Below are 23,506 nucleotides of genomic sequence, written 5' to 3' on the forward strand. Positions count from 1 at the left end.
GATGCTCCTGAACAGGTACGGGTGGACGGCCCACGGGCTCGATGGTCAAGCGTGGGCCACGGACGGGCCCGGACGGCGATGGGACACGCCCCCCGGTGAGAGGGCCCACCCTCCCCCGCGAGGGCACCCCGGGGGCAACACGCAGCGTTTCTGCATCACTTCCGGCCGGCGGCGGTCAGGGGCGCACATCCGTTCGAACGGGGTCGGAACAGTTCGGCCCGCACCTGCCTGATCGCCGGAATCCGGGGCAGACGGCGTGGTGAGACCGGAAGGAGGTTCCGGATGCCCGGAATCCGCACCTGGCCCGGCCGCCTCAAGGACGGCGCCGCCGCGCTCGGTAAGCGTCGCGCCCAGGTGCAGGCGCGCAATGAGGCCGAGCTGCTGGCCGAGCGGGAGCGTGCGGCGGAGGCCCGCCGGACGCGTCCGCGCAATCCGGACCCCGCCCGGGCGGTGCCCTGGGGCGTACGGGTCGCGGCCGAGGCCTGCTGGCGGTTCCTGGTGCTCGCGGCAGCCCTGTGGGTCGTCATGCGGGTCATCGGATCCGTCCGGCTCGTCGTCCTCGCCTTCGCCGCCGCGCTGCTGATCACGGCCCTGTTGGAGCCGACGGTCGCCCGGCTGCACCGCGTCGGGCTCTCCCGGGGGCTCTCCACCGCCTTCACGGCGCTCTTCGGGTTCGTCGTCCTGGGACTGGTCGGCTGGTTCGTCGTATGGCAGGTGCTCGACAACCTCGACAACCTGTCCGAGCGCCTCCAGGAAGGCATCGACGAGCTGAAACGATGGCTCCTGGACAGCCCCTTCCACGTGACCGAAGAGCAGATCAACGACGTGGCCGGCAGCCTGAGCGACGCCATCGGCACCAGTACCAGCGAGATCACCTCGACCGGTCTCCAGGGCGTGACCGTCCTGGTGGAGGTCCTCACCGGGATGCTGCTGGCGATGTTCTCGACGCTCTTCCTGCTGTACGACGGCAGGCGCATCTGGCAGTGGACGCTCAAGCTGGTGCCCGCCGCCGCCCGGCCGGACGTGGCCGACGCGGGCCCGGCGGCCTGGCGCACGCTGACCGCGTACGTGCGCGGGACCCTGATCGTCGCCTTCATCGACGCCCTGTTCATCGGCCTCGGCATCTACTTCCTGGGGGTCCCGCTCGCCGTCCCGATCGCCGTGGTGATCTTCCTGGCCTCGTTCGTGCCCCTCGTCGGCGCCGTCGCGTCCGGGGCCCTTGCCGTGGTCGTCGCCCTGGTCACCCAGGGTGTGTTCACCGCGCTGATGACCCTGCTGGTGGTGCTCGTCGTACAGCAGATCGAGGGCCACGTGCTGCAGCCGTTCATCCTCGGGAGGGCCGTACGGGTCCACCCCCTGGCCGTGGTCCTGGCCGTCGCCACGGGCGGAGTGGTCGCCGGCATCGGCGGTGCCGTGGTCGCCGTTCCGCTGGTCGCCGTGGCCAATACGGTCATCGGGCACCTGCGCGCCAACGCCGGAGACGAAGGGCCGCCGGCGGACCGGCCCCCTGCGGAGCCGGCAGAGCCCGCGGAGCTCGCGGAGCCCGCGGAGCCCGCGGGGAAGCGCCCGGCCCCGCCCCCGGCGCCGGACCGGGAACCCTCCTGATCCGCAGCAGCCGGGGAGCCGGTCCGAGGCACGGGTCCTCCTCCCCGACGGGCACGTGCGGGCCAGGACTCAGGGCCGTGCGAGGCTCCGGGGGTCGGCCGGGCGGGGGACGAAGACCGGGGAGTCCGACTGGTAGAAGAGGTCGATGTCGGCCTCCTCGCCGCCGACGATCAGGGTGTCCCAGGCGCCGCTCTCCAGCAGCGTGCGGAGGGTGGCGGGGGCGATCGAGGACAGGTGGGAGCGGAGTTCCGAGTCCGTGGGGAGGCCGGGGAGACGGGACGCCAGCCGGTCCCGGATCCCGGCCATCCGGTCCAGCAGCGCGTCCAGGTCGCTCCCGTCCGTGTCACCGGCACCGGCCCGTGCACCGGCACGAGCCCCGGAGGCGGCACCGGCACCGCTTCCGGCCTCCGCGCTGCGCGCGATGATGTCCCTGATGGCGCGCGTGACGCCGTGATCGTCGGTGGTCACCATCGCGTTCCAGGCCCGGCTCTTGTGCCGGTACTGGAGCATCGACATCGCCGCCTCGTGCCGGATGAAGTCGGCGTCCCGCAGCGGCTTGCCCTGCCAGGCGCGGCTGAGCGACCGGGCCAGTGAAGTGGCGGATGCCAGACCGCTGTTGAGGCCGCGGCCGGGCCAGAAGTGAATGGCGTTGGCCGCGTCGCCCAGCAGGAACCCATAGGTGCCGGGGCTGCTCGCGGTCGGTCGGTGCAGCTGCGCCGTGAACCGCGGGCGCTGCACCATGTCCAGCCGGAACGAGGTGATCGCGGACAGGTCCTCCTCGGCCACGCCGAACAGGCCGAGGCCCTGCCGGATCTCCTTCCAGAGCGGGGAGCCGCGCAGCAGGGCGGGCAGGAAGAGGGTGCCGTGGGTGGGGCACCGGAACTCGTTGTCCTCCTCCTGGCGGCTCATCAGGCACGGGCGGGCGGCGATGCACTCCTCGAAGACGTGGCGGACCGGGTCGATGCCGATGACGTTCTTGGCCTCCTCCCGGGTGAGCCGCATGTTCAGGAAGCCTTCGCCCCGCAGCGAGTTGAGGAGGAAGCGGTTCTGGGACACGGTGAGCAGCACGCTCATCGGGTCCGGCAGCCTCGACTTGACGCGCAGCCCCAGCACGATGTCCTGGAGGTGCTCGCCGTCGAGGGAGTAGATCGAGGAGTCGGCCGTGCCGAAGCGGTCGGCGTAGTGCTCGCGGGTGCGGGAGCGGCCGCCCTCGCAGACGACGAGGACGTGTTCCTGGGTGAGCCGGTTCTGCTGCTCCTCCACGTCGAAACGCTTGGGGACGAGGCGGATCGCCGGTCTCCGGTTGGCCAGGTCCAGCAGCCGGTCCTCGATGTGGGCGATCCGGATGTTGCGGGGAGGATGCCCGTCGACCGAGTCGGGGCCGACCGGCCACATCTCGGAGTAGGCGCCGCTGTCGTCGAACAGGGCGGAGCGGACTTCCTCGGACAGGGCGAGGTACTGCCGGCTCTGGACGGTCACGACCTGCTGGCGGCGGAAGTTGCCCTGGGTCTCGTCCTTCCAGGCGATCGCGGAACCCTTCCTGGTCCAGCGTCCGTCATAGAGGGTGATGACGGTCCGGCCGGGCAGCATCTCGTCGAGCGCCAGCGCGAAGGCGAGGCCCACCGGTCCGCCGCCGGTGATGGTGACGCGCAGCGTGCCGGGGTCTGCGGCGCTCACCCTGGGGACGTCCAGGAGAGAGAGGTCCATGACCGTTTCCATGGCGTCCTGCGCCTCATAGAGGAACGTTTCGTCGCCGATCCGGATGCAGTCGTTGGGGCGCAGCACGTGCCGGGTGACGCGCTGGTCGTTGACGAACGTGCCGTTGCGGCTGTCCCGGTCGTAGAGGACGAACCCGGCGTCCTCGGCGAGGATCTCGGCGTGCAGCCGGGAGGCACTGGCGCTGACGATGACGACGTCGTTGTCGCTCTTGCGCCCGAAGCTGAGGGACTCGCTGCCCAGAACCGCGCTCTGCCCGGTGAAGGGACCCGTACGCCCGACGATGACCGATGCCACTCAATGCTCCTCGAAAAAGATGCCGCTGACTCCTCGTACGACCACACGTCATCGAGAACATGTTCGGTTCAACTATTTCTGAGAATTTCTTGCGCCTCGCTGAACCGGTGCCCCGGTCGCTACGTGATGTTTGAGTCGGCTGGCAATTCGAGGGAGAACCGCCCCCATGCACAACGAGGAAACCGAGACCGTGACGGAGACCGCACTCGCGGGCACCACCGCGCTGACCAGTGCCATGACCAGCGCGCTGACCGGCCCCGGTACGGCCACCGACGCGTCCACGGACACGAACACGGACACCGCCACCACCGCGGCCGCGCCGGCTGCGGCGGGCGGGGAACGGCTGATCGCGGGCCGCTACCGGCTGCTGTCCCGGCTCGGCGAAGGCGGCATGGGCACCGTGTGGCGGGCCCTCGACGAGACCCTGCACCGGGAGGTCGCCGTCAAGGAGGTCCGGGCCCCGGCCGGTCTGCGGGCCGGGGACGTCGCGCGGATGTACAGCCGGCTGGAGCGGGAAGCCTGGGCGGCGGCGCGCATACCCGACCGCAATGTGGTGACGGTCCACGACGTGGTCATGGAGGACGACCGGCCCTGGATCGTGATGGAGATGATCCGCGGGCAGTCGCTGGCCGACCTGCTGCGGGCCGAGGGGCCGCTCACCCCGCGGCGCGCCGCGCACATCGGCGCGGAGGTGCTGAGCGCGCTGCGGGCCGCGCATGCCGTCGGGGTGGAGCACCGGGACGTGAAGCCCGCGAACGTGCTGCTCGCGCAGGACGGCCGGGTGGTGCTCAGCGACTTCGGTATCGCGATGGTCGAGGGCAGCACGGCCCTGACGATGACGGGCGAGCTGGTCGGCTCCCCCGAGTACCTGCCGCCGGAGCGGGCGCTGGGCCGCCCCTCGGGCCCCGAGTCCGACCTGTGGTCCCTCGGCGTGATGCTGTACGCGGCCGTGGAGGGGATCTCCCCGTTCCGGCAGGACACCGCCCTGAGCACCCTGCGGGCCGTCGTGGACGAGGAGCCTCCGGCGGCGACCCGGGCCGGCCCGCTCACCCCGGTCATCGCCGGGCTGCTGCGCAAGGAGCCCGGCGAGCGGACCCCCGCCGCCGAAGCCGCCGAAGCCCTGCGGGACATCGCCGCCGCACCGGACGCCACCACGACCGGCGCCCGCGTCCTGCCGGCCCCCGCGGAACCGGCCGCGGCGGCGGCCCCGGTCCCCGCGGTGGAACCGGCGACCGCGGCAACCGGGATCCCCCGGTCTTCGGAAATGCTCCCGTCTCCCGAGGCACCCCGGTCGTCCGAGGCCACGCCCACCGCGGTTGGCACCACTGCCGCCGCCGCTGCCGCCGCCCCGCCCCGCAAGCGCCGTACGGCGGTCTTCGTCGCGGCCGGCGCGGCCGCCTGCGTACTGATCGCCGCCGGGCTGGCCTACGCCCTCTCCGAGAGCAACAAGGAAACCGCCCTCGCCTCGGGCGTACGGATGTCGGTGGCGGGCGCGAACACCAAGTACGTCGGCAGCTGCCCCACCCCCGAAAGCAAGGCCCCGGCGTTCACCGCGACGTTCACCGCGTCCGAGCCGACCCTCATCTCCTACCGCTGGGTGTCCGGTGACGGTTCGGTGGTGGATCCGCACTGGCGCACCATGTCGATCGGGGACGAGGCCAACCCCACGGGACACGACACCGTGCGCCTGACCACGTACGCGAAGACCGGCACCCTGACCACCGGAATGGCCGTGGAACTCCAGAGCCCCGGCCGGGCCACCTCCAACCCGGTCCCCTTCTCGATCACCTGCACCGGCTGATCCCGCCCGGCCGGGGCACCGCGGTGCGGCCGTGAAGGCGGCCGGCCGTCACCGCAGGACGACGTCCACGCGCCGAGCTTCGAAGATCTCCAGGAGCAGGTCGAACAGCGATCCCTCGCCCCCACCGGTGGGCACGCGCTCGGCCAGCCGGGCTCTGGCCTCGGCCGAGTGGTCCCAGCGCAGGGTGAACGGAGCGGCGGCACCCCAGCCGCCGCTCAGACAGTCGTCCAGAGCGTCGAGGTTCCAGCCGAAGTATCCGCCGGGCCCGCCCACGGCCTCACCGATCGCGCAGTAGAAGCTGCCGATGTCGACGATGTGCCGGCCGTCCACGGTGAACACCCGGCCCGCAGGAGCATCGGTCTTCCCCCGGCGGCGGTACTCCCGGGACCACAGCGCCACCGACAGCCACGCCTGCCTGTCCTGTGGAGCGAGCTCGTGCCACATGCCGGTACGGTCCAGGCGCCCCGCGCGGATCAGGTCCCACACCCGGTCCGCGCCGGGCATGGCGTTCTCGCACCACAACGTCAGCGCGAGGTCGACGCGACCGGCTCCGTGGGCGGAGGGCCGGGCGTCGGTGACCGTGACCTCGTTGACGAAGTAGGAGCCCATCGCGGCGCCGTCGGAGTCGAGGAGGTCCCACCAGGCGCTCCCCGCCGTGGCACGACGACTGCCGATGTGGTCGAGGCTCTTCAGCAACCCGCCCTGCGGCAGACAGCCCGACAGGCGCACTCGGCGCGCGCCCTCTTCCTCCGGCAGCGGCGTGAACAACCCCTCGGCCTCGTGGGCGAAGCCCCAGAAGTCGGTGTCGTCGTCGTCCGAGGTGAGTGCGTGCCGTTCAGGCATAGCGGCCGAAAACGGCGTCAATGTATTCCTCCAGTCTCTGTGTCAGGACCCCGGCTGTCAGATCGACGCGGCCCAGTTCGCGCCAGGGGACAGCGACCTTCTCCGCGTCCGGGGCGAAGGCCAACGCGTCCAGCAACCGCCAGTGGAGATGCGCGCCGCGGTCCTCGGCGAGGGCTCCTCCCGCAGCGACGTACCGGTCGGCGAAGCGCATGCCGGCGGAAACCCCGTGCAGCAGGGCGAGGGCCGTGGAGCAGTGGGCAACGTCCAGGTCGGCCGGCCCCCAGGAGGTCTCCACCCAGTCGACGACACCACTGATCCGGACCTCGTCATCGGTACCGGTGAAGAGGACGTTGCCGGGATGGAAGTCCCGGTGCAGGAAGCATCCCTGATGGGCAGGCGGCTCCCGGCGGATCACGTCCACAGCACGCTGCCAGAGCTCGGGCCGCTCGGTGTCCGCGGGCGGAGTCACTCGTTCGGGAGAGGTCCACGGCTGGTAGGTACGAGGGCGTTGCCGTCCGGGCACCGGTAGTTGATGGATTCGCACCAGTTGGCGGGCCAGCAGTTCGGCGCGGTCGTCGGCACCCGGATCGCCGAGGCGCACGGTCCCCGGCAGCAGGGACATCAGCAGGGAGGGGTGGTCGCAGTACTGCGCGGTCGCGTCCACCGCCACGAGTGCGGGCGCGGGCACGCCCGTGCCGTCGAGGAGGCGCAGAACGGCCGCCTCACGGGTCAGCAGGCCCTCCGCGTGCCGAACGTAGAAGGGCTTGACGAACGACCTCAGGACGAGTGAGCGTCGGCCGCTCGGCCGGCGGAGGTCCAGGCGGCGCATGTGCGAGGTCCAGCCGCCGCGCAGCCGCACCACCTTCTCGATGCGCTCCGCGTCGGACAGCCCCTTCTCCACCCAGCAGCGGGTGGCGCCCCACTCCTGCCCGTCAAGATCCGCGCCGATGCCCTCGGCCGCCCCTTCAACCGAACCCATGCCGGAAGACTATCCCGGAGGCCGTCCCGGACCGCACCCTGCCCGCCCTTGCGACGAGGCCGGCAGGAGGAGCGGTCCCGCGCGCACCGTCACGGCCGACCACCCGGTTGCGGTTGGCCAGGGCTCCGAGCGGGCTCAGGAAGTCCTGGCCCCGGTCGACACGGACGTGTTCCGGTGCCCCGCCTGCCGGACCGTAGGGGTCACTCCACAAGGCCACACACCCGCCGGCCGCGGCACCAACCTCTCCGGACAACACACCTAGCGGCTGGTGGTGATCCACCGCACGAGGGTGGCGTGGGTCGTGTCGTCGAGCGACGAGAGGATGTTGATGGATTCCAGATCCCCGGGGAGTGGTGGAATGCCCACGGTGGTCAGCGCTGCTTGCAGGTCCAGCCTGCGCCGATCCACGGGCGTCAGGGGCCGGGTGAGGCGTGGGTCGGATGCCGGCCCGCGTACCGGATGCCATTCGCCGAGGGGAGGCGGTTGCCAGCCCGTATCACCCGGGTTCTGCGGCCGGGCGTCGTAGGCCGCGGGCGCGTCTGTGTCAGCGCCGGGGAAGCGATAGGGGTCGAGGTCCAGCTGAGGGACCGCGACATCGGACGGGGCATACTGCAAGAACTCCACGAAGACCCTCCATGCGCCGGGGGTGTTGCGTGCCGCGGCGGCTGGCCGCGGCACGCCGTTGCTACTGGGGGCCGGCAGTTCACGGACCCCGATGGTGTGACTGCCGGGCCGGATCAGCGGGAGCCGCGACGGCCCCAGGTCTCGGTGTCGATGACACGGCCGCGGTCGTCGCGCAGGGTGGCAGTGTCACGCTCGTCCCAGATCTGGTGACGGCGGTCCTGGTACACGTCGCGGCGGGTGTCGCGGCCCTGGCCGGTGTGGACCTTGACGCTGGAGCGCCCGTCGAGACGCAACCCGGCGAAGCGGTAGCGGTTGCCCTGCCGGTCGGTGAGGGTGAAGCCGCGCAGGTTGACGGCCTGGCGGCCGGTGTTCTTCACCTCGACCCATTCGCGGTTCAGGGCGCGGTTGTCGCGTCCGCGACTGTCGTGCTGGACGTCGCCGATGACGATCGAGGAGTGCGGGCCCCGGGGGGCCCGCAGGTCGGACCCGTGGGCGACGGCCGGCAGAGCGGCCGCCCCGATCAGTGCGCCGGCGGCCACGATCAAGGTGACGGTGCGGCGGGTGGCGAGAGAAGCAGACATGCAGATGGCTCCTTCAACAGACAGCCGGCCCGGCCTTGTGCGAGCCGGGCGGGCTCCGTGCGGTTCCCGGCGTTCTGCCGAGGAGCCACACTCTGGCCCGCACCCGCCATCAACCGCCACAACTCACAACGCGCGTTGCCCAATGCGGACATGTCCGTAACTCTCCCTTGCAAGTTGCAGACGTCAAGCCCCAGTTGACGCAGACGGGGCGAGATGCGGGGGGTGGCCCCACCGGTGCTGGAACGCATGGGTTTCGGCCAGATAAGAAGCTCATTCACGCCTGCCTCATGCTCTGCGCCGAATGGGTACCGAGCTCTGTAACAGACACGTTGGCCGCTTCCTCGAACCACTTGCGCACAACCGTACGGACGTGCGGGCGTGACGGCCGCCACGTCGGGGCCGGACAGAACACCGGCCAAGGAACCCTGCCCTCCGACCTCCCGTGCCGCGTCCGCCGGCCGCACCAGCAGCCGAGGTCGCTACGGCCGCGTCGGCTGCCATCTGCCGCACCGGGCCGGTACAAGGGATGGCAGACCGCCAACCCTCGGCGTTCCGAGACGAGGAGCACGATGTCGCACCCCCGGTCCGCCCTGCGCCGCCCGGAAGCCGGGCTCGCTCTCGCACTGGCGTTCGCGGCTGCCGCCGCGGTCTTCGTCGCCGTCTTCCTGCTCGGCCGGACGAACACGCCGGACTACACGGCGACACTGTTCGGCCGGTCGGACGCCGATGCCATGCGCCTCAAGGCACAGCTCGCAACCGGCGTCCTGGGGTTGGCAGCTCTCCAGCTGCTGCTGGCAGTGTGGATGTACGGTCGGCTGCCCGGGGTGCGCCGGGTTCCGGGCTCGGTACCGATCACCCACCGGATCGTCGGGGTGGTTCTGTTCGCCCTCACTGTCCCGATCACGGTGCACTGCGTGCGAGCGTACGGCGTGCAGCTGACCGGCTCCCGTGCGGCGGTGCACTCGATCGCGGGTTGCTTCTTCTACGGGGCGTTCGCCGCCAAGCTCCTGCTGGTGCAGAGCCGGCGCTTGCCGGGCTGGGCTCTGCCACTGGCCGGGGGCGCTCTGGTGGTCGTGGTGGTGCTCCTCTGGTACACGAGTGCGCTGTGGCACTTCAACGGAAGCAGCATCCCGGTCCTGTCCCTCGGACGCCACCACCTGCCACCGGGGCAGATGTGATGCGCGGCGCTGCGAGCTCCCTGAACGGTGAAGCGTGGGGGGGCTGCGGTGACCGCCGAAGGACGATCCAATGGGTACAGAGACCCTTCTGATCCACGCCGCCCGGCAGACCACGGCCGCCGCATCCCGGTGAGCACGGGCGTGTGCAGGCCCACGCGGGTCCTCTGCGACAACGAGCCGACCCTGTCAGGCACCGCCGTGGAATCGCGGCGGACGGCTTCGGGCGCGGGTGCTCCGCCCGTCAGGTGCCGAAGCGGTGGCGGGAGGCCTCGATGTGGCCGAGGTAGCGGTGGGTCCAGTCGCACAGTGCGTCGATCGTCACCCGCAGGGCCTGGCCCGGCTCGGTCAGGGTGTACTCCACCCGCGGCGGGACCACCGGGTACACCGTCCGACCGACCAGACCGTTGCGTTCCAGCATGCGCAGGTTCTGGGTGAGCATCTTGTGGCTGATGCCCTCGATCTCGTCGCGCAGCTCGCTGAAGCGCAGCGTCCGCTCCCCCAGGGCCTCGATGATCAGGAGCGCCCATTTGTTGGCGACGTCCGAGAAGATCTCCCGCGCCAGGGAGTCCGCGCGCCGCAGGTCCGCATCGTCGGGCGAACCCGTGAACTGCTTGGTCACCTTGAGGTTCCCCTGTCACCGAAAAGTGCGTTCTTCCATGTCAGCGGTCACTCTCCTACGGTTCCTGAGTAACCACAAGAGACCAAAGGCGCCTTGGTCCCGCCGGCAACGAGCCCGCAGGGCGGGCTCCCGCGACAAGGAGACGGACAGCATGGCCATCACCCTGGTGAACCCCACCGGACTGCCCGAGATCGATGCCTACCGGCAGATGTCGATCGCGACCGGATCGAAACTCGTCTTCATCGCAGGACAGGTCGCCTGGGACGCCGACGGCGTCACGGTCGGCGAAGGCGACCTCGCGGCCCAGGTCGAGCGGTGCTACCTCAACATCGGTACCGCCCTGGCCGCGGCAGGTGGCTCCTTCGACGATGTGGCGAAACTGACCGTCCACGTCGTCGCCTGGACTCCCGACAAGATGCCCCTGCTGATGGAGGGGATCACCCGGGCAGCCTCCACGCTGGGCGTCGTCCCGGTCCCGCCGGCCACTCTGCTGGGCGTAGCAGCCCTGGACGTACCCGAGCACCTGGTCGAGGTCGAAGCCACAGCCGTCATCGACTGACCGGACGCTTGCGGCTGTCCGGTGGGCTCACTGCCCCGATGCGCCGGGTCTGCGCAACGGCCGCAGCCCACCGTTGGGATGCGCGAGGTGAACGAATCACCTCTCTCGGTCAGATGCGCCATGCATCCTGTGACGATGCACTCAGCCAGCAGCGCGGACGCCCTGGTCAACTGCCGCAGACACACCCTTCGGCAGCCTTGACCGGGGTCTGTCGTGTCGACGGCCTGCTCGTCGGGTGTGCCGCAGCAGGCGTCCGGAGCATGGCCGGCGCTCTTGCCGAGGGTGTCGGCGTCAGCCTTCACGGCCCTGTAGTCCCGGCTCGGACACCACGGAGCAAGTAACCCACCGGTAGCTTTCAAGACTTTGCCGCGGTGGTTCTCTTCGGCTGGCGGGCGACCGTCCTGGTCCTGTCGAGGTGTCCGTACACCGTGGAAAGGGGCACGTTGAACATGTCGGCAATCTGCTGGACAGTCTTCTCCCGGGCGTCGCAGAGCTGCCGGGCGAGCTCCGTGGTTGTTTTTCAACCTGGCTTTGTTCATGAGAACGGTATGGCTCCCCCTTCCGGTCTGAACCGGCCACGGCTTGACGCGACGGGCCCTTGTGTTCCGGCCCGGAGTGGCCCCACTTCAGGTCTGTAGCAGCCCCGCTTTGGAGCGGGCGGTGTCAGTCGTCGCCGGGCGTCACGTCGTATTCGCCGACATTCAGTTCTGCGCCGGTTGCGGCGAGGAAGTCCACCACCGCGCGGTCCAGGTGCCAGCCGAAGAGGTTCGTGTCATCCGGCGAGCCGGAGGACTGCTCGTCATGCCAGTTGAAGTAGCGCTCGACCTGCAGAATCGCGCCCCCGGGGCCCTCCTCGGTCGCGAGACGGGTCGTCAGATTGGTGATCGCCTCCATCTGTGGCCGGAGCCTGCCGATGACCAGGTCGAGCTGCTCATCGACCCGCAGGCCGGGCTCGCGGCAGAAAACCTTCCAGCAGTGACAGAACGGGATGATGTGAGGTGAGGTTGTCAGACTCCCCCGCACCGTGACCTCGTCCGGTTCCACGCCAAGCAGCTGGGTGATCTCGTCGGCAGTGGTGCCCACGCTGGAGATCGCAAAGTAGACGTACTGAGTCAACGACACCCGCGGAGACTACCGATGCAGCGGCAGGGCCGCCTGATCGTTTCCTCGCCTCATGGCCTCCCTCGCGACCTGCGGGCGCCGCAGCAGATCGGTGGTGACCTTCTTGGCGACCTCATCGTCCCGGGTCAGCTCCGCGACCACCCGCACCCGGTCCTCCTGGCTTACCTGGGCCGCCGCGGCTGGCCTGAGCACGCATCAGCTGCATGACGAGATCGAGCTTCGGCCTGGACGCCTTCGCGCCGCTGGCGACGTCGACATGGATGTTGTCGCGGTCGACGCCGTTGCGGAGAAGCGCGTCGATCTGATGATCGGGGTTCTGGTCGGCCGTCGAAGTGCGGCAGTAGCCAGTACAGAGTGCTACTTGTCGCTTGGCGGCGGCTCGGGGATACAGGGCCTTCTCAACCGCCCCCGGCTGCGACGTTCCTGCGCCGCAGCCAGTGCCACCACCGGCTCTGTGGCCGTTGGGTGGACATGGCTAGCGCTGTCTCCAGCGCGTTACGGGTGCTCAAGGTATGCGGGTGCTCGGGGCTCAGGATGCGGACGCGGTCATCGAGGGTTCGGCGCAGCAGGTCTATCGCCTCGGCCTGCTCACCTGCACTGGTCAAAGCGAGAGCGAGGTTGTGGCGACTGGCAAGGGTATCCGGGTGCTCGGGGCTCAGGATGCGGGTGCGGTCGTCAAGGGTGCTCCGGTGCATGCGCACTGCTTGTGCGTGCTCGCCCATCCCGTCCAGCGCGAGACCGAGGCTGTCCCGGCTGGCCAGCGTGTGCGGATGCTCGTCGCCCAGAACGCGGGCGTGGTCGTTGAGCGCCTGCCGCAGCAGCCGTATCGCTTCCGTCTGCTCACCCGCCCTGGTCAGGGCGCTGGCGAGGTTGTGGCGGCTGAGCAGGGTGAGGTGGTGCTCGGGGCCCAGGACACGGATGCGGTCGTCAAGGGTGCTCCGGTGCATGCGCACTGCTTGTGCGTGCTCGCCCATCCCATCCAGCGCGAGACCGAGGCTGTCCCGGCTGGCCAGGGCATGCGGATGCTCGGGGCCCAGGACACGGGTACGGTCGTTGAGGGTCTGCCGCAGCAGACCCACCGCCTCGGCATGCTCACCCGTCCCGTCCAAAGCGCATGCGAGGTCATTGCGGCTGGTCAAGGTATCGGGGTGCACGGGGCCCAGGATGCGGGTGCGGTCCTCCAGGGTCTGCCGGAGCAGGCGTATTGCCTCGGCCGGCTCTCCCATTCCGAACAAGGCATTGCCCAGGTTGTTGCGGCTGGTCAAGGTATCGGGGTGCTCGGGGCCCAGCATGCGGGTCTCGACGTCGAGGAGCCGTTCATGCAGCAGGCGCGCCGCACCGAAAGCGCCAGCCTTCTGCAGCACCTGCGCCAGGGTGTTGAGAGTGGTGCGGTGGTGTGTGGCGGTGCGCGGGTCCGCGTAGTCGAGCAGCAGCGGCAGGTGGGGGGCGAGGAGCACGGCTGCAGGCCAACCGGCGCGCCCGCGCTGGTCGGCCTCGTGTACAGCCGTGGTCAGCCGCTCGGCAAGAGCCCGGTGCCACACGGCGAGATCGGAGGTCTCGGCCGTGAGGGCGACAGCGTTGATCTCTCGGATCAGGGGATGCAGTACCACCTGCGCCCCCTCACTGCTGCCCGACGCCGGGCCGGTGCTGCCGGGAGAGTGGGGCAGGCCCAGGAGACCGAAGCGGTGCAGGCCAGCGAACGCGGCCTCCAGGGCCACCGCGGTGACGTCGTGTCCGGTGACGACGGATAGCAGGTCCGGGGTGATCAGGGACAGTGGGACGGGGGCTTGAGCCAGCAGGGCCAGCAGTCGCAACAAGGGGCGGGCCAAAGCGTTGCCCTCCCCGGCGAGCTGGTCCAAGGACACCTCCCAGGTGTGCCGCACCACGGCGCGGGCGACCTGCGGATGGGAGGCATTCGGGTGCGCCGCTCCCAACAAGAACCGCAGTTCATGTTCCAGGGCCTGGCGGTAGGCGGCAAAGGTGCGGTAGCGGCTGGTGGGTCCGGCCAGATAGGTGCCGGCCGCGTGCAACGCCAGTGGCAGCCCGCCCAGTCGCGCCGCCAGCTCGCGGGCCTGCTCGGCGGTGCCGGCCACGGGAGCGGCGTCCAGCAGGACCTGCCCCGCAGGTCGCACCGGCAGCGGCTCCAGTGGCAGCAGCTGTGCGCACGGACCCCAGGTCTGCTCGCTGCCATCCCGGCTGGTCACCACCAGCAGGCCTCGGCCGTGAGGACGGATCCAGCCGCGATAGTCGGCCACCGGCTCCCCTGCCGGGCCGATCTCGTGCGGCTCGTCGGCGTTGTCCACCACCAGCAGCCAACGGCGCACCCGGCCCAACTGTCGCCAGACCACATCCGGCAGGTTCGCCTGCCCCGCTCGCGCGGCCTCCAGCTCTGCCTCTGGCAGACCGCAGGCCAGCGCCGTCTCCACCATCTGCTGCGCCAGCTCGGCACCGTCGCGCCAGCGCACCCAAAACACTCGCCAGCCCGCCGCCTCGGCCTGGGTGGCCAGTTGCGCGGCCACCGTTGTCTTGCCCATCCCGCCGACCGCGCACAGCACCGCGAACCGCCCTTGTGGCCGCCGAAGCATGCCTGCCAGCACGCCGAGTTCTCCCTCACGCCCCCGCACGCGCTGAACATGCGGGGGGCGTAACGAAGCCTGCTGGCCTCGGGCCAGTCGGCTCACCGGTGCCAGCCGCGCCGGGGGCCTTGGTGCGGCATCCAGATGCCGGCCCCACAGCAACAGCACGATGCTGACCACCACCAGCACGGCGAACACCGGCCAGATCACCCACGCCTGCGCCGCCCAGCCAGGCACCGCGTCACTGGCGTAGTTGGTCACCGGCCCCAGCACAGCCGCCACCAATGCGGCCCCTCCCGTTACCACCGACCCGACCCACGCACCCCGTCTACGCCCCACGGTCTGCCACCCCCGTCCACCGTCACCAGATGTTCCCGCCTGGATTACGTCCATGGAAGGGTGCGGGTGGTCACGACGCGGGCGGCGGTGTTGCTCCGGTTCTGCGGCCGGATGCCGAGCCTGCTGCGTGAACGCCGTCATCCGGCGCGCGGCGCGGCCCGAGCACCAGGGCAGGCAGCAGGTCGAGCCGCTTGTCCATGTCGAGGCGGAAGATGCCGTACGGGTTGATGTGCGACCAGAACAGCGCAGTCAGCCTCGCCGGTCCTCGTCGGACGGCTTCTTCGCCCAGGCCGGTTCGGCGAGGACCTGCTGCAACAGCAGGGTGTTGACGTGCACCAGGGCGGACTGGAGTAGGTGCAGGGCGAGCATCCCTGGCGGCCGGGCTCGGAACCGTCACGCGCGCGGTACGCCAACGCCATCCTGGACGACGGTGATCCCCGTGCGGCCGGATCGGATCGGTCGGCGCGGGCTGCGGGGTGAGCGCCTGCCGGTCGCGCGAGCACGGCGCCTCTGCCCCGTCGATCTGGCGATCGGGGAGCACCACGGCGGTGACCACGGGTAGTTCGCGACCGGCTGCGGCGAGGTTGAGGGCCAGGGTGCGCGGGGTGGCGTCGAGGAGGTCGGAGCCGGTGGGGTGCTGGACTGACCGCAGGGCCTGCTCGGTGGCGGCAGCACTGCCGGTGGGTATGGAGGTGCGGCGGCCGGGCCAGGGCTTCGTCGGCGTCCTGCACCTGCTGGGCGGTGTCCGCCGTCTGACCGCCCTACGCAGGCGAAGGCGCAGGAGCGGCGGTGCCGGGCTGTGGCCCATGGAAAGGGTGAGCTCTTGACCGGGGACGATCGGGTCGGGGTTGTCGAACCTTCGGCCGCGGGGCAGGGGTTGTCCTTGTTGCAGGCCATGGACGAATCCCACCCCCGGTGCAGGAACTGCCGGGACGGCCGTGCACGGACCTCAGGGCTCCCCGCAGTGGGCGGTCCTGCACGACCGTGCCCAGCAGTGGCGAGCAGTGGCGAGCAGTCGCGAAATGATTTACGGCCTTCGGCCGTGGGCTGTTCCGGTGGTCCCGTACGCGGGTTCGCGGCCCGCGTGCGAGGGGTGCGGCGGCCCGCCGGGGTGCGGGGACCATCCTGGGGATCCCGTGCGGCCCGGCCGCTTCCACCGTCCTTCGATCCCGGCCCGCCGGGAAGCTACGGAGACCGATGTCCCCCACCGTCGCCCCCGAAGTCACCGCCATGGCCCTGGTGCGCCGCCCCCAGCTGTGGTTGGTCCCCACGATCCTCACGGGGCTGCTCGCCCTGCTGCTGTCCCTCCTCTACATGGGCGGCATCGTCAACCCCAACGCCGACCTGCACGACCTGCCCATCGCCCTGGTCAACGACGACAAGGGCGAGCCGCCGCAGGGCCAGCAGCAGAACCTGGGTACGCAGATCACCGCCGCCATCGCCGCCGACCCCGCGGGAGGCAAGGCGGACTGGCGCGAACTGACCCTCGTCCAGGCGCAGGACCAGCTCGACTCAGGCCAGATCTACGGCGCGCTGGTGGTCCCGGCCGGCTTCACGGACTCCGTCACCGCGCTCCCCACCTCCGCGGCCACGAAGCTCCCGACCATCACCGTGCTCACCAACCCCGGCAAGGGGAGCCTCGGGTCCTCGCTGGCCAGCCAGATCACGACGCAGGCCGCCCACCGCGCGTCCCGGGCCGTGGGCGAGCAGCTCACGGCGGCCGCCGGCGCCCAGGCGAGCCCCACCGCGAAACTGCTGCTCGCCGACCCCGTCGAGGTCGTCACGCAGGTCGGCCACCCGATCGGCACGCACAGCGGTCTCGGTCTGACGGCCTTCTACTACACCCTGCTGCTGGTCCTGGCCGGATTCATGGGCGGTAACGTCATCAGCAACGGTGTCGACACCGCCCTCGGATACGCCGACAACGAGATCGGCCCCTGGCACACCCGCCGCCCGACGGTGCCGATCAACCGTACGCAGACACTGCTCCTGAAGATGGTGATGACCGCGGGCATCACTCTCCTCAGCACTTCCCTGGTGATGCTGGCCTGCGTCGCCGTTCTGGGGATGGACGCGACCCACCTGCCCCTCCTGTGGGTGTATTCCTACTGCGCCGCCCTCGCCGTCGGCCTGGGCGTACAGGCCATCAACGCCGCGTTCGGCGGGATCGGCCAGCTCGTGTCGATGTTCGTGTTCATCGTGCTGGGTCTGCCGTCGTCGGGTGCGACGGTCCCGCTGCAGGCGGTCCCCGGCTTCTACCGCTTCCTCTCCCACTTCGAACCGATGCGTCAGCTCAGCGATGGCGTGCGCGCGATCCTCTACTTCGACGCCCGCGGCGACGCAGGGCTCACCCGCTCCTGGATCATGATCGCGGTCGGCACCGTGCTGGCCCTGGTCTTCGGTTTCGCCATGACCGCCTACTACGACCGCAAGGGCCACAAGAGACTCACCCCGCAACCCGCCTGACGTCGCCCGGTCCAGGGCCGGCAGCTGCGTGTACATGCCTGGCGCGCCTCGGGGTACACGAGCCGGTGAGGACACCAAGGAGGCGCCATGTCGACGTTGTTGACCCGTATCAAGCAGTTCGCGCGCAGCCCCCAGGGGCAGCGGGCCGTCGCGTCGGTCCGGCGGGCCGCCGCCGACCCGCGCAGGCGCACCCAGGCCGGGCGGCTCCTGAACCGCCTGCGCGGGCGGCGCTGACCGGTCCGGGTGGTCGGGCCGGACTGCCCTGGCCCGACCACCCTCGCCCCCGACCTCGATCGCCCGGCCCCCTCCCCTAAGCCCTGCCGTCGACGTACGTGGCGACGACCTCGATCGCTCCGATCCGCGAGGGTTCGACCCGGCGCGGGTCGTCGCCCAGCACGGCCAGGTCCGCGCGGCGGCCCGGGGCCAGGGCGCCCGCACTGCCGTCCCAGTGGCAGGCGTAGGCACCGGCGACGGTGTAGGCGTACAGGGCCTCCTCCACGGTGATGCCCTCGTCGGGGCCGATCAGGGCGCCGGACGCGGAGGCCCGTTCGACCATGAACTGGACGGCCCGTAGCGGTGATCCGTCGGTGACGGGCCGGTCGGAGCTGCCCACCAGGGTGACGCCGTGGTCCAGGAAGCCCCGGCCCCGGTATAGCCAAGGGGCCCGGTCCGGGCCCATGACGGCCGCGTAGTCGTCGCCGAAGGAGCGCAGGAAGTTCGGCTGGACCACCGCGCTCACCCCGAGTCGGGCGAAGCGCGCGAGCTGGTCGGGCCGGATCAGGCCGGCGTGTTCGATCCGGTGCCGGGCCGTCGGGCGCGGTCTTTCCCGCTGGGCCCGCTCCAGTGCGTCGAGGGCCAGGTCGGCGGCTCGGTCCCCGATGGCGTGGACGGCGAGCTGCCAGCCGGCGAGGTGGCCGTCGACGATGATGCCGGCGATCCGCTCGGGGGTGTCCTGGAACTCGCCTGCTCGGTCGCTCCCTTCGTAAGGGCGGGTGAGTGCGGCGGTACGGGCCATCATGCCGCCGTCGGTGTAGACCTTGAGCGCGCCGAGGGAGAGCCAGTCGTCGCCGAACCCGGTGCGCAGGCCGAGGTCGAGGGCGCGGGGGATCCCGTCGGACGCGTGCGCGGCCACGGGCCGCAGGGTGTCGGCGGCCGCCATGAGCTGGACCCGCAGCGGGAGCCGGCCCTGGTCGCGCAGGAGCTGGTAGGCGCCGAGTTCGACCGGGCTGTGGCCGAGCAGTCCGCCGCCGATGCCCGCCTCGGCGCAGGCGGTGACGCCTTCGGCGAGGCAGGCGCGGCCGGCGCGTTCGATGGCGTCGGCGATCTCCTCCTGCGAGTACGGCAGGCGCAGCCGGCGGGCGGTGGTCATGGCGCTTTCGGCGAGGAAGCCCTCACCGTGGGCGAGTTCGCCGGGGAGCAGCTCCAGGACGGCTCCGTTGACGACGCAGCCGTGTCCGGAGTCGTGCAGCATGAACACCTTGCGGCCGTCGCTGACCTTGTCCAGCTCGGCGGCGGTGAGGTGGCGGCCGAGGGCGCGCTGGTCGTAGCCGCCGATGTCCACCCATGCTCCCCGCGGCTTGCGGGTGACGGCCTCGGCGACGACGGCGAGTACGTCCTCCACGCGTGTGCAGGGCGCCACGCTCGGGGTGGCCGCCTTGAGGCCGGTCCAGGCCAGGTGCACGTGGGAGTCGATGAAGCCCGGCAGCACGGTGGCGCCCTGCAGGTCGACGACCTCGCGGGCGGGCAGTGCGGTGACCGCCTCGTCCAGGCCGACGATCCGGCCGCGCCAGATGCCCAGGTCGTGGGCGACGGGGTGGCCGGGGTCCATGGTGAGGAAGGTGGCGTTCGTCAGCCTGGTGCAGAGCATGGGTGCTGTTCCTCAGGGGGTGGGCGCCGTGTGGGAGGCCGGTACCGGTACGCGGCCGTGGGCGACGATGGACCGGAGGATCTCGCCGACCCTGACGGCGGTGTTCGACAGGAGGGAGGACGTGATGCCGTGCGTGTGCTCGGTTCCTCCCTGGAGGTAGACGCCGCAGCGCAGTTCGGGTTCGCTCTCGACACGGTAGTCGCGGGCCACGCGGACGCGGCCGAGGTCGTCGCGCCGGCACAACTTCTCGACGTCCCCGAGCAGGCCGAGGCCGTCCGCCGAGCGGTAGCCCGTCGCGTAGACCAGTACGTCGGCCTCCAGGACCTCCTTCTCCCCCGTGACCAGCGACTCGACGGTGACGCGCACGCTGTCGGGGCCTTCGCAGACGTCCGCGAGCCGCGAGACCTTCAGGAAGCGCAGCCGCTCGGTGCCGAGGACCTTCTCCTGGTACTCCTGCCGGTAGAGGTCGTCGATCAGATCGATGTCCACCACCGAGTAGTTGGTGTTGGCGTGGTACTCGATCAGCTTGCGCTTGACCGATTCGGGGGCGGTGAAGTACTCGTCGACCGCCGAGGGGTCGAAGATGCGGTTGGCGAACCCGCTGTCGTCGGCGGGGCTGTAGCCGTAGCGGGAGAAGACGGCGCAGACCTCGGCCCCGGGGAAGGTGCGGTGCAGGAAGGCCACGTTCTCGGCGGCGCTCTGGCCCGCGCCGACGACGACGAAGCGGGACGGGTCCGCGTTCCCCAGCGCCGCCACGCGCGTCAGGAGTTCCGAGGTGTGCCAGACCCGCTCGGTGCGGTCCACGCCGTCCGGCATCTGCGGGCGCAGGCCGGTGCCGATCACCAGATTGCGCGCCCGGTGGACGACGAGCTCCGAGCCGGAGCGGGCGGTGACGTCCAGGTACTCGATGGCTCCGTCGCGCAGGACGGGACGTACGGCGACGACCTCGGACCCGTAGGACACCATGTCGTCGACCTTGGCCGCGGCCCACTCGAAGTAGTCGTGGAACTCCACGCGGAGCGGGAAGAGGCTCTTGTGGTTGACGAAGTCGATCAGGCGGCCGCGGCTCTGGAGGTAGCAGAGGAAGCTGTACTCGCTGGCCGGATTGCGCAGTGTCACCAGGTCCTTGAGGAAGGACACCTGCATCGTGGCGTCGTCGATGAGCATGCCGCGGTGCCAGCCGAAGCGTGGCTGCTGCTCGAAGAAGTGGGCGGTGACCGCCTCCTGCGGTCCGACTCCGGCGTTGTGCTCGCTGAGCGCGATCGCCATGGCCACGTTCGAGGGGCCGAAGCCGATGCCGATGAGGTCGTGGATCAGTGGCGCATCATCGGACAGATCCTGTGACATGTCACTCCCAATCGTGCGGGGGGCAGCCGATTGCCGTGCGTGGGGGAACCGGGGGCGGGGCACGCCGAAGGAGCGGCGCCCGAGGGGAACTTAGGGAAGGCTAACCTGATGCCATGGAGCTGTCGATGGGCAAATCAGATCGAGTCATCGTCGATTTCGAGCTGAACTGCCTTCAAAAAAGGCGATGTTGCGGACTTAGGTAAGGCTTGCTTTACTCATTCTGAAATCTGTCGCCGCTCCAAGGAGGAACCCCATGCGGGTCGTCATGTTCGGCTATCAGACGTGGGGACACCGCACCCTGCAGGCTCTGCTGGAGTCCGAACACGATGTCGTTCTGGTCGTGACGCACCCCAAGAGCGAGCATGCCTACGAGAAGATCTGGAGCGACTCGGTCGCCGATCTCGCCGACGAACACGGTGTTCCCGTGCTCATCCGCAATCGGCCCGACGACGAAGAGCTGTTCACCCGCCTCAAGGAGGCGGAACCGGACATCATCGTGGCGAACAACTGGCGCACCTGGATTCCCCCGCGCATCTTCGACCTGCCCCGCCACGGCACCCTCAACGTGCACGACTCGCTCCTGCCGAAGTACGCCGGCTTCTCGCCGCTGATCTGGGCGCTGATCAACAACGAGCCCGAAGTCGGCGTCACCGCGCATCTGATGAACGACGAGCTCGACGCGGGCGACATCGTCGTCCAGCGCGCCGTACCGGTCGGCCCGGCCGACACCGCCACCGACCTGTTCCACAAGACCGTCGACCTGATCGCACCGGTCACGGTCGGCGCGCTGGGCCGGATCGCCGCGGGCGAGACCGAGTTCACCCGCCAGGACCGGTCGCAGGCGAGCTTCTTCCACAAGCGGTCCGCCGAGGACATCCGCATCGACTGGAACTGGCCGGCGGAGGACCTCTCGCGCCTCGTACGCGCCCAGTCCGCCCCCTACCCGGCCGCGTTCACGTTCCACCGCGGCAAGCGGCTGGAGGTTCTGGCCGCGGTCGTCTCCGAGGGCCGCTACGGCGGCACCCCCGGCCGCATCTTCTACCGCGAGGGCGAAGGCGTCGTCATCGTGGCCGGATCCGATGCCCGTACCGGACGCAACCACGGCCTCGCCATCACCCGGGTGCGCACCGAGGACGGCGAAGAAATGCCCGCCACCGACTACTTCACCACCATGGGCGGGTACCTGACCAGCCGCTGAGCCGCTGCGTCGACCCGGGCGGCGGGGAGGACCCGCGCCCGGGCGGCGACCCGCAAACGCCTGCATGACCATGGTTCCAGCTACTAGAATTCGGCCGGACCAGGCGCGATGCGGGGGGTCAAGTGGACGCATTGATACCGGGTGACCCCGTACGGGTCGGGCCCTACCACCTCGTCGCACGGCTCGGCAGCGGAGGCATGGGCCGGGTCTATCTGGCCCGGACGCCCGGCGGCCGCAGCGTGGCCGTCAAGGTGGTGCACCCGGAGCTGGCGCGGGATCCGGAGTTCAGGCGCCGGTTCGCCCGTGAGGTCGCCGCCGCGCGGGCCGTGGACGGGAGGTTCACGGCCCAGGTGCTCGCCGCGGGCGTGGACGACCCGACTCCGTGGCTGAGCACGGTGTTCGTACCCGGGATGTCGCTCGCCGAGGCGGTGGCCGAACACGGCCCATTCCCCGAGGCATCGGCGCTCGCCCTGGCCCGCGGGCTGGCGGCGGCGCTCGCGGCCGTGCACGCGGCCGGGCTGGTGCACCGTGACCTGAAACCGTCCAACGTCCTCCTGGGCCCCGACGGGCCCCGGGTGATCGACTTCGGCATCTCGCGGGCCACCGAGGCCAGCGCCCTGACCCGGACCGGAATGACCGTCGGTTCCCCCGGCTTCATGTCACCGGAGCAGGCCTCCGGCGGCGTGGTCGGCCCCGCCTCCGACGTGTTCTCCTTCGGGGCGGTGCTGGCCTTCACCCTCAGCGGCGAGAGCCCCTTCGGGACCGGTGCCACCCCGGCACTGCTCTACCGGGTCGTTCACTCCGAGCCACGCCTGGAGGCACTCTCCGGGGTCGCGCTGGACCTCGTCACGCGCTGCCTCGCCAAGGATCCGGCCGCACGGCCGTCCCTGGAGACCCTGTGCGCGGTGCTCTCGGTCGACGCGGACGACCCGGACTCGGAGCACCGGGCAGGCGGGACGGACGGCGCGGTCGGGACGGACCGGGCGGTCGGGACGCACCGGGCGGGCCAGGGGAACGAGGCGGGTGACGGCCGCCCCGTCGGTTCCGGCTGGCTGCCGGCCCCCGTCGCGCACAGCCTCCTCGCGCGCGCCTCGTCGGCGCTGGAGGCGGACTCCGACCCCTCGATGACGGCCACCGCGCCTCCGCGATACGCGCCGACGCGGGTGGATCCGGCCGCCGTGGCGGTGCCGTCGGCTGCCCTGCCCGTGTACGGAACGCGCCGGCGGGGAGCCCGCGCCCGGATCCGTACAGCACCCTTCATCGCCGCCGCGGCCGTGGTGGTGGCCGCGGCGATCGGCGCCCTGGCGTACACGGCCGGGCAGAACGGGAAGGACCCGGACCGGACCTCCGTCTCCCAGGACGACAACGGCGGCACCCCGACGGATCCGGCGCCGGAGAGCACCGATCCCTTCGACGGCTGGTCCCTGTCGGACGAGGCGGAGATCCAGCTGCCCACCGGGTACGGCATCGACGCCACCGACTTCAGGGAGGGCAAGGCGGGCGACGGTTTCGACGTCGACCTGCACACGAACTGGGACCTCGGCGGGAAGGACATCCTGCTGCTCAAGTCCGGGGATTTCGAAGGGAACAGCGACTGCCTCGCGGACGAGCGCACCTCCGGCTACGGAACCCTGGCCGAGCACACCGCATGGGGCATCGCCGACGTCATCTGTGCCCGTGTCTCCTCCGATCTGCTGCTCGTCCTGGAGGTCACCAACATCGAGGACGGCCAGGACGACTACCTGGAGGCCGTCGCCAAGGTGTGGAAGCGCGAGTGAGTCCGCACGCC

Annotated in this window: 20 protein-coding genes; 8 read left to right on the forward strand and 12 right to left on the reverse strand. The window is 70.7% G+C overall.

Annotated elements, in window-relative coordinates; translation table 11 throughout:
* Window positions 1-282 precede the first annotated feature (282 nt).
* A complete protein-coding gene (locus tag OG444_RS02600; RefSeq protein ID WP_327260520.1) occupies window positions 283-1,605 on the forward strand; it encodes an AI-2E family transporter in 1,323 nt (440 codons plus the stop codon).
* Window positions 1,606-1,674: 69 nt separating this feature from the next.
* On the opposite strand, the gene OG444_RS02605 is transcribed toward OG444_RS02600, so the two are convergent.
* Entirely contained in the window at window positions 1,675-3,618 is a 1,944-nt protein-coding gene (locus OG444_RS02605; RefSeq protein WP_327260521.1) for an FHA domain-containing protein, read from the reverse strand.
* 166 nt (window positions 3,619-3,784) lie between these two features.
* On the opposite strand from OG444_RS02605, the gene OG444_RS02610 reads away from it, so the two are divergent.
* Window positions 3,785-5,419, forward strand: coding sequence for a serine/threonine-protein kinase (locus OG444_RS02610; RefSeq protein ID WP_327260522.1), 1,635 nt, complete (start codon window positions 3,785-3,787; stop codon window positions 5,417-5,419).
* Window positions 5,420-5,467: 48 nt separating this feature from the next.
* Here OG444_RS02610 and OG444_RS02615 read toward each other — a convergent pair whose 3' ends face one another.
* The 4 genes from OG444_RS02615 to OG444_RS02630 all read right to left on the reverse strand — a co-directional run bounded on the left by OG444_RS02615 (window position 5,468) and on the right by OG444_RS02630 (window position 8,446).
* Window positions 5,468-6,262 (reverse strand): barstar family protein, encoded by a 795-nt coding sequence (locus tag OG444_RS02615; protein WP_327260523.1) that lies wholly within the window; start codon window positions 6,260-6,262, stop codon window positions 5,468-5,470.
* Window positions 6,255-7,241 (reverse strand): phosphotransferase family protein, encoded by a 987-nt coding sequence (locus OG444_RS02620; RefSeq protein ID WP_327260524.1) that lies wholly within the window; start codon window positions 7,239-7,241, stop codon window positions 6,255-6,257. The genes OG444_RS02615 and OG444_RS02620 overlap by 8 nt, the downstream gene beginning before the upstream one ends.
* Window positions 7,242-7,499: 258 nt before the next feature.
* Window positions 7,500-7,865: a hypothetical protein gene (locus OG444_RS02625; RefSeq protein ID WP_327260525.1), complete on the reverse strand. Its 366-nt coding sequence runs from the start codon at window positions 7,863-7,865 to the stop codon at window positions 7,500-7,502.
* 113 nt (window positions 7,866-7,978) lie between these two features.
* The gene (locus tag OG444_RS02630) at window positions 7,979-8,446 is read right to left on the reverse strand and encodes a lamin tail domain-containing protein (RefSeq protein WP_327260526.1); all 468 of its coding nucleotides are present in this window, start codon (window positions 8,444-8,446) and stop codon (window positions 7,979-7,981) included.
* A gap of 569 nt (window positions 8,447-9,015) precedes the next feature.
* Between OG444_RS02630 and OG444_RS02635 the strand changes: the two genes are divergently transcribed.
* Entirely contained in the window at window positions 9,016-9,624 is a 609-nt protein-coding gene (locus tag OG444_RS02635) for a DUF6529 family protein (protein ID WP_327260527.1), read from the forward strand.
* A gap of 241 nt (window positions 9,625-9,865) precedes the next feature.
* On the opposite strand, the gene OG444_RS02640 is transcribed toward OG444_RS02635, so the two are convergent.
* The gene (locus OG444_RS02640) at window positions 9,866-10,243 is read right to left on the reverse strand and encodes a winged helix-turn-helix transcriptional regulator (RefSeq protein WP_327260528.1); all 378 of its coding nucleotides are present in this window, start codon (window positions 10,241-10,243) and stop codon (window positions 9,866-9,868) included.
* A 151-nt stretch (window positions 10,244-10,394) separates the two neighbouring features.
* Here OG444_RS02640 and OG444_RS02645 point away from each other — a divergent pair, with 151 nt between their 5' ends.
* Window positions 10,395-10,802, forward strand: coding sequence for a RidA family protein (locus tag OG444_RS02645; protein ID WP_327260529.1), 408 nt, complete (start codon window positions 10,395-10,397; stop codon window positions 10,800-10,802).
* Between the two features lie 663 nt (window positions 10,803-11,465).
* Here the strand turns inward: OG444_RS02645 and OG444_RS02650 are convergent.
* From OG444_RS02650 to fxsT, 4 genes are read right to left on the reverse strand one after another with little or no spacing between them, the layout of a single operon-like run.
* Window positions 11,466-11,924: a DUF4279 domain-containing protein gene (locus OG444_RS02650; protein ID WP_327260530.1), complete on the reverse strand. Its 459-nt coding sequence runs from the start codon at window positions 11,922-11,924 to the stop codon at window positions 11,466-11,468.
* 9 nt (window positions 11,925-11,933) lie between these two features.
* Entirely contained in the window at window positions 11,934-12,116 is a 183-nt protein-coding gene (locus OG444_RS02655; RefSeq protein WP_327260531.1) for a DUF6192 family protein, read from the reverse strand.
* Window positions 12,037-12,315 carry a recombinase family protein gene (locus OG444_RS02660; protein WP_327266635.1) on the reverse strand — a complete coding sequence of 93 codons (279 nt, stop codon included), beginning with the start codon at window positions 12,313-12,315 and terminating at the stop codon, window positions 12,037-12,039. Before OG444_RS02660 ends, OG444_RS02655 begins: the two co-directional genes overlap by 80 nt.
* Window positions 12,316-12,322: 7 nt before the next feature.
* Window positions 12,323-14,761, reverse strand: a complete 2,439-nt coding sequence (gene fxsT, locus OG444_RS02665) for an FxSxx-COOH system tetratricopeptide repeat protein (RefSeq protein WP_327260532.1) — start codon at window positions 14,759-14,761, stop codon at window positions 12,323-12,325.
* A gap of 1,275 nt (window positions 14,762-16,036) precedes the next feature.
* Between fxsT and OG444_RS02670 the strand changes: the two genes are divergently transcribed.
* Window positions 16,037-17,305 (forward strand): YhgE/Pip domain-containing protein, encoded by a 1,269-nt coding sequence (locus tag OG444_RS02670; protein WP_327260533.1) that lies wholly within the window; start codon window positions 16,037-16,039, stop codon window positions 17,303-17,305.
* Between the two features lie 87 nt (window positions 17,306-17,392).
* The gene (locus OG444_RS02675) at window positions 17,393-17,539 is read left to right on the forward strand and encodes a hypothetical protein (protein ID WP_327260534.1); all 147 of its coding nucleotides are present in this window, start codon (window positions 17,393-17,395) and stop codon (window positions 17,537-17,539) included.
* A gap of 76 nt (window positions 17,540-17,615) precedes the next feature.
* Here the strand turns inward: OG444_RS02675 and OG444_RS02680 are convergent, their stop codons facing one another.
* Both OG444_RS02680 and OG444_RS02685 read right to left on the reverse strand, forming a co-directional pair.
* On the reverse strand, window positions 17,616-19,172 hold the full coding sequence (locus OG444_RS02680; protein WP_327260535.1) for an amidohydrolase: 1,557 nt from the start codon (window positions 19,170-19,172) through the stop codon (window positions 17,616-17,618).
* Window positions 19,173-19,184: 12 nt separating this feature from the next.
* Window positions 19,185-20,519, reverse strand: a complete 1,335-nt coding sequence (locus tag OG444_RS02685; protein ID WP_327260536.1) for a lysine N(6)-hydroxylase/L-ornithine N(5)-oxygenase family protein — start codon at window positions 20,517-20,519, stop codon at window positions 19,185-19,187.
* 253 nt (window positions 20,520-20,772) lie between these two features.
* Here OG444_RS02685 and OG444_RS02690 point away from each other — a divergent pair, with 253 nt between their 5' ends.
* Together OG444_RS02690 and OG444_RS02695 are read left to right on the forward strand one after the other, a co-directional pair.
* Window positions 20,773-21,717, forward strand: a complete 945-nt coding sequence (locus OG444_RS02690) for a methionyl-tRNA formyltransferase (protein ID WP_327260537.1) — start codon at window positions 20,773-20,775, stop codon at window positions 21,715-21,717.
* Window positions 21,718-21,839: 122 nt separating this feature from the next.
* The gene (locus OG444_RS02695) at window positions 21,840-23,495 is read left to right on the forward strand and encodes a serine/threonine protein kinase (protein WP_327260538.1); all 1,656 of its coding nucleotides are present in this window, start codon (window positions 21,840-21,842) and stop codon (window positions 23,493-23,495) included.
* Window positions 23,496-23,506: the final 11 nt, after the last annotated feature.

It is taken from the genome of Streptomyces sp. NBC_01232, assembly GCF_035989885.1.
GTDB lineage: Bacteria > Actinomycetota > Actinomycetes > Streptomycetales > Streptomycetaceae > Streptomyces.